Genomic DNA, 5101 nt, shown 5'->3' on the forward strand with positions numbered 1-5101 from the left:
AGAGCGATCAGCGAGCGCGAGAGCTCGACGACCGCGTCGGGCGCCCAGCCGGTCTTCGGCCAGCCGCGGATCGCCTCCACGTAAGAGCCGGCCGCCTCCACATGGGCGTTGCGCACCGCCTGGGCCTTGCCGAGCCAGTAGTGGGCCTCGGCGGCGCGGGGGCTGTCGGCGTGCTGCTCCACGAAGGCGGCGAAGGCCTGCTCAGCGGCGTCGAAGTCGCCGCCGTCGATCAGCGCCTTGGCGGCGCGAAAGGCCTCCTGCGGGTCGGCGCTGACCGCCGGTTCCGGCTGCGGCGGCGGCTCAGCCACGCGCTGCTCCAGCACCTGCAGCCGCTCGGTCAGGGCCTTGTTCTCGGCCTGCAGGGTGTCGCCCCGCCGGCGGGCCTGGTCGAGCTCAAAGGTGGTGGTCTCCAGCTGGCCGTTCACCCGGGTCAGGGCCTGCTCGAGATCCGCCAGACGCCGGTTGAGCTCCTGGATCTGGTAGTCGGTCTCGGCCGGCTGGACGACCACCGGCTTGCCGGTGTCGCGGCCCTGGAAGACGATGGAGCGCAGTTCGCGCACCACCTGCTCCATGCGGTCCAGCCGGCGCGCGTCGCGCGCGTCCAGCGGGTCCGGCATCGGCGTCTGGGCGAGGCTGGGCAGCGCTGCGCCGAGCGTGAGCGCCAGGGCGGTGGTCGCGGCGAAACGGCGGATCGTCATGGTCCGGATCATCTGGGATGCGGCGCGCTGAATTGCGGCCAGAGTCGGAAGGTGCGGCGAGTCGGCGAGGGGACCGCCGGGCGCTCCCCTCGCTTAGGTTCTAGCGGGCGCCGCCGGTGATCGCCGTGCGGGCGTTCCGGTTGCGCTGGTAGGACTCCTCGCTGGTGCCCGGATCGATCGGCTGCTCCTTGCCGTAGGAGATGGTGGTGATCCGCGAGGCCGAGACGCCGCGCGAGACCAGGTAGTCGCGCACCGAGTTGGCCCGGCGGGCGCCCAGGGCGAGGTTGTATTCGCGGGTGCCGCGTTCGTCGGCGTTGCCTTCGATCCGCACGCGCACCGCGGGGTAGCGGTTCAGCCAGGCGGACTGGGCGTCGAGCACCGGGCCGGCGTCGGCGCGGACCTCGTAGCTGTCGAAGTCGAAGTAGACGCGGTCGCCGACGTTGATGACGAAGTCCTGCTCGGAACCGGGCGTGGCGGCCTGGCCGACGTCGCCGGGCTGGCCGGGGATCACCGGGCTTTCAGGGCCCTGGGCGCCGGGCGCGGGACCGGTCGGGCCGGTCGGTTGCGGCTTGGGCTTGGAAGCGCAGGCGGCCATGGAGGCCGTGGCCGCGACGATCAGCGCCAGGCGCAGGACGCGGGGGGTGGAAAGGCTCGTCATCAGCACTTAGCCGTCTCCTCGTGGGGGTTTCGAATGGGGTAGCCGCCGACGGCGGCGCTCAGGCGCACTCGCGCCATGATTTTGGCGAGATTGCGAACTGTCGCGATGGTCCCTGCAGGCGCCGTCATGACCGTATCAGTTGAGCAACGGCGACCACGCCGGGTCCGAGGCGGAATAGGGGTAGGGGGCGGCGGCCGAGATGCGGCCGGTGACGTCCACGGTCCACAGCCGGGGCGCGCCGCCGGGCGTCTCGCGCGAGAACATCAGCACCCGCCCGTTCGGCGCCCAGGTCGGCCCTTCGTCCAGGTAGCTGGAGGTCAGGATCCGCTCGCCCGATCCGTCCGAGTTCATCACGCCGATGTGGAACTGGCCGCCCTGCTGCTTGGTGAAGGCGATCATGTCGCCGCGCGGGCTCCAGACAGGGGTGGTGTAGCGGCCCGAGCCGAACGAGATGCGCCGAACGCCCGAGCCGTCGACGTTCATCACGTAGAGCTGCGGGCTGCCGCCGCGGTCGGAGTTGAAGACGATCCGCGAGCCGTCCGGCGAGAAGGCCGGCGAGGTGTCGATGGACGGATCGGCCGTCAGCCGCCGGCTGGCCCGGCTGCGCAGGTCCATGACGTAGACGTCGGAGTTGCCGCCCCGCTCCACCGAGAAGGCGACCTTGCTGCCGTCGGGCGAGAAGCGCGGCGCGTAGACCATGCCGGGGAACTGGCCCAGGCTCTCGCGCCGGCCGGTCTCCAGGTTGAACAGCCAGATCGCCGAGCCCTCCGGGCGCAGCGACATGTAGGTGATCTCCTGGCTGGTGGAGGAGAACCTCGGCGACATGACGATGTAGGAGCCGTCGGTGAGGTACTCGGGGTTGGCTCCGTCCTGGTCCATGATCGCCAGCCGCTTGACCCGGCTGGTCCGCCCGCCGCTCTCGGCGACGAACACCACGCGGGTGTCGAAATAGCCCTTCTCGCCGGTCAGCCGCTCGTAGATGGCGTCGGAGATCTTGTGGGCCACCCGCCGCCAGTTCTCCGGCGTGGAGGTGAACTCGAAGCCCGATAGCTGCTGCTCGCCGAACACGTCCCACAGCCGGAACTGGGCGCGCAGCCGCCCACCGGGCTCGACGGTCACCTGGCCGTTGACCAGCGCCTGGGCGTTGATCGCCTTCCAGTCGCCGAACCTGGGCTGCACGGCGACAGTCAGGTCGCGCTCGATGAATGTCCCCGGGTCCAGCGGCCGGAACAGGCCCGAACGCTCCAGGTTGGCGCGGATGACGCCCGAGATGTCCGCCCCGACCTGACCGCCCCCGAAGGCGGGAATGGCGATCGGCAGCGGCTGGACGTTGGCGCGGTTGACGTCGATCTCGACCTGGGCCTGCGCCGCGGGGGCCGCCGCGACGGCGGCGAGCGAGGCGGCGATGGCCAGGATCAGGGCGCGAAATCGCATGGGGGACGTCTCCTTCAGCCGCGCCTGAAGCTTTGCAGCTTCAACAGCGCAGATTCGCGATGAACGGCGAATGACAGCCATTTTATGGGCTCGTCATCCGGCGCACCCCTTGGTGGGGTCGAAATTGGCGGTGATGGGCTTACCGTAGTTCGAGCGCGGCACCATGGTCAGCGGGGCGGCCTGCCGCACCGCGCGGATGGCCCGCTCGGCGGCGACCCGGACCACGGGGTTCGAAGAGGTCTCCAGCCCCCCGGCGGTGGGCGGGTTCTCCCGATCGATCACGCCGCCCGGGCCGACCACGAAGGTCACGCGCACGCGCACGTCGCGGCCGCCCTCGACGGTGCAGTTGGGGTTCCAGACGTCCTCCAGGCGGTCCTGCAGGCCGGGGATCGAGCTGGCCGCCATGCCTTCGCCGGCGTTGGGCCGGGCCTGGCGCGCGGTCTCGGCGCGGTTCTGCCCCTTCTGCGCGGACGAGCGGCTGCCGCCGGTGGGGCGCAGCTTGGAGAGGCTGTTGGCTAGGGCGTCCAGGTCGAGGGACTCCTCGCTCTTGGTCGCCGGACGCTTCTGCGCCGGCGCCTTGGGCGCCGGCGTCTTCGGCGCGGGCGTCGGCGTCGCCTTCTGGGCCGGAGCCTTGGGGGCCGGCTGCGGCGTGGGTGTGGCCTTCTGCGGCGGCGACTTGGGTGTCGGCTGGGGCGTGGGAGCCGACTTCTGCGGCGGCGTTTTGGGCGCGGGCTGCGGCGCAGGCGTCGGCGGCGCCGGATCCGGCGCAGGCGCGACGGTCTCCAACGGCGCGTCGGGCACGGGCGCTTCGGTCTGGGCGGTCTGCTCGAGCGGCGCTTCGATGGCCGGCCGAAGGTTGGTCTGGGCCGCGTTGGTGACGATTTTCACCGGCACCACCGTGCCGCCCTGGATCTCCTGGGTCTTCCAGGTGACCAGCGCGGCGGCGATCAGCGCCCCGTGCAGCAGCACCGAGCCCAGCCAGCCGGTCGGAAACTCACGCTCGCGCGTGGCGGCGGTCACGGCTGCGGCGTCTCCGGCGCGATCTCGGCCGCCCCCGACGAGGGGCCGCCCGTGTCAGTGAGCAGGTTGATGGAGGTGAAGCCCGAGGTGGAGAGGGAGGCCATCACCTGGGCGACGGTCTCGTAGGCGGCCCGGCCGTCCGCCCGCACGAAGATCGGCCGTTCCCGGTCAGCGCCGGCCACGGCGGCCAGCCGCTCGCCCAGGCTCTGGAAAGGCACCTGGTCTTCCTGGATGAAGATGGCGCCGTCCTCGCGCACCGAGACGCTGATCGGCTCCGGCTGGTCCTGCATGGCGGCCGCCTCGGTCTTGGGCAGATCCAGCGGGATCCCGGCGGTCAGCAGCGGCGCGGAGATCATGAAGACGATCAGCAGCACCAGCATCACGTCGACCAGCGGCGTGACGTTGATCTCGGATAGCGCGCCCCGGCGGCCCCGGCGGCGTCGGCCGCGCCGGCCGCCGGCGGCGAAGGCGTCGTGGACCGAGAGGGCCATTTGGCTACGCCGCCCGTTCGGCCAGCCGCCGCTGGATGGCGGTGGACAGGTCGTCGGCGAAGTGCTCGAGCCTGGCGGTGAAGCGGCCCGCGTCGGTCGAGAACTTGTTGTAGGCGATGTAGGCGGGAATCGCGGCGGCCAGGCCGATGGCGGTGGCGAACAGCGCCTCGGCGATGCCGGGGGCGACGACCGCCAGGTTGGTGTTCTTCTCCACGGCGATGGCCTGGAAGGAGCGCATGATGCCCCAGACGGTGCCGAACAGCCCGACGAACGGCGAGGCCGTGGCGACGATGGCCAAGAGGCCCAGGCCATCCTCGATGCGCTGGGACTCGCGGGCGATCACCGTGTCCAGCACCCGGTCGATGCGCTGGATCAGGAAGGCGGCCTGGCTGTCGGAGCCGCTCTTGGCGCGGGAATCGCGCCACTCGCGCAGGGCGCCTTGCAGCATGCGCGGCAGGGCGTGACGGGGCGCCTCGCCGGCCTCCGCCGCCAGGTCCTCCAGCGGCCGGCCGGCGGCCACCGCGTCCTCGAACCGGTTGGCCTCGCGGTTCAACGCCGAGAAGCGGAACAGCTTGTCGAGGATCACCGCCCAGGAGGCGAGCGAGGCCAGCGCCAGTCCGATCATCACCAGCTTCACGATCCAGTCCGCGCGCAGGAACAGGTTCAGGAAGGTGAAGGACTCGGGCGTGACTTGGGCGTCCAAGGGCGAGGCTCCGGAAGGCTGTCGGGGTCGGGAGGGTGTGATTCGTCCCGGTGGCGAACTTAAGGCGAATCGCCTAGCCCACCAGAGGGCGAAGCGC

Annotated in this window: 6 protein-coding genes; all 6 read right to left on the bottom strand. The window is 71.5% G+C overall.

Going from position 1 to position 5101, the window contains the following annotated elements; translation table 11 throughout:
* Window positions 1–698: tetratricopeptide repeat protein (locus tag VHK87_RS13955; RefSeq protein WP_329635496.1), on the bottom strand; the 698-nt coding region annotated here is incomplete at its 3' end.
* A gap of 100 nt (window positions 699–798) precedes the next feature.
* A complete protein-coding gene (pal, locus tag VHK87_RS13960) occupies window positions 799–1356 on the bottom strand; it encodes a peptidoglycan-associated lipoprotein Pal (RefSeq protein WP_329635497.1) in 558 nt (185 codons plus the stop codon).
* 135 nt (window positions 1357–1491) lie between these two features.
* Window positions 1492–2790: a Tol-Pal system beta propeller repeat protein TolB gene (gene tolB, locus VHK87_RS13965; protein ID WP_329635498.1), complete on the bottom strand. Its 1299-nt coding sequence runs from the start codon at window positions 2788–2790 to the stop codon at window positions 1492–1494.
* 93 nt (window positions 2791–2883) lie between these two features.
* Window positions 2884–3810 (bottom strand): energy transducer TonB, encoded by a 927-nt coding sequence (locus tag VHK87_RS13970; RefSeq protein WP_329635499.1) that lies wholly within the window; start codon window positions 3808–3810, stop codon window positions 2884–2886.
* The gene (locus tag VHK87_RS13975; RefSeq protein WP_329635500.1) at window positions 3807–4301 is read right to left on the bottom strand and encodes a biopolymer transporter ExbD; all 495 of its coding nucleotides are present in this window, start codon (window positions 4299–4301) and stop codon (window positions 3807–3809) included. Before VHK87_RS13975 ends, VHK87_RS13970 begins: the two co-directional genes overlap by 4 nt.
* Window positions 4302–4305: 4 nt before the next feature.
* Entirely contained in the window at window positions 4306–5004 is a 699-nt protein-coding gene (gene tolQ / locus VHK87_RS13980) for a protein TolQ (RefSeq protein WP_329635501.1), read from the bottom strand.
* Window positions 5005–5101: the final 97 nt, after the last annotated feature.

This window comes from Phenylobacterium sp. (genome assembly GCF_036263695.1).
In the GTDB taxonomy this organism is placed as follows: domain Bacteria; phylum Pseudomonadota; class Alphaproteobacteria; order Caulobacterales; family Caulobacteraceae; genus Phenylobacterium.

Bases quoted from the DNA above. Each gene is read 5' to 3' on its own strand.
- pal (WP_329635497.1), bottom strand. From the start codon at position 1,356: ATGACGAGCCTTTCCACCCCCCGCGTCCTGCGCCTGGCGCTGATCGTC.
- VHK87_RS13975 (WP_329635500.1), bottom strand. From the start codon at position 4,301: ATGGCCCTCTCGGTCCACGACGCCTTCGCCGCCGGCGGCCGGCGCGGC.
- tolB (WP_329635498.1), bottom strand. From the start codon at position 2,790: ATGCGATTTCGCGCCCTGATCCTGGCCATCGCCGCCTCGCTCGCCGCC.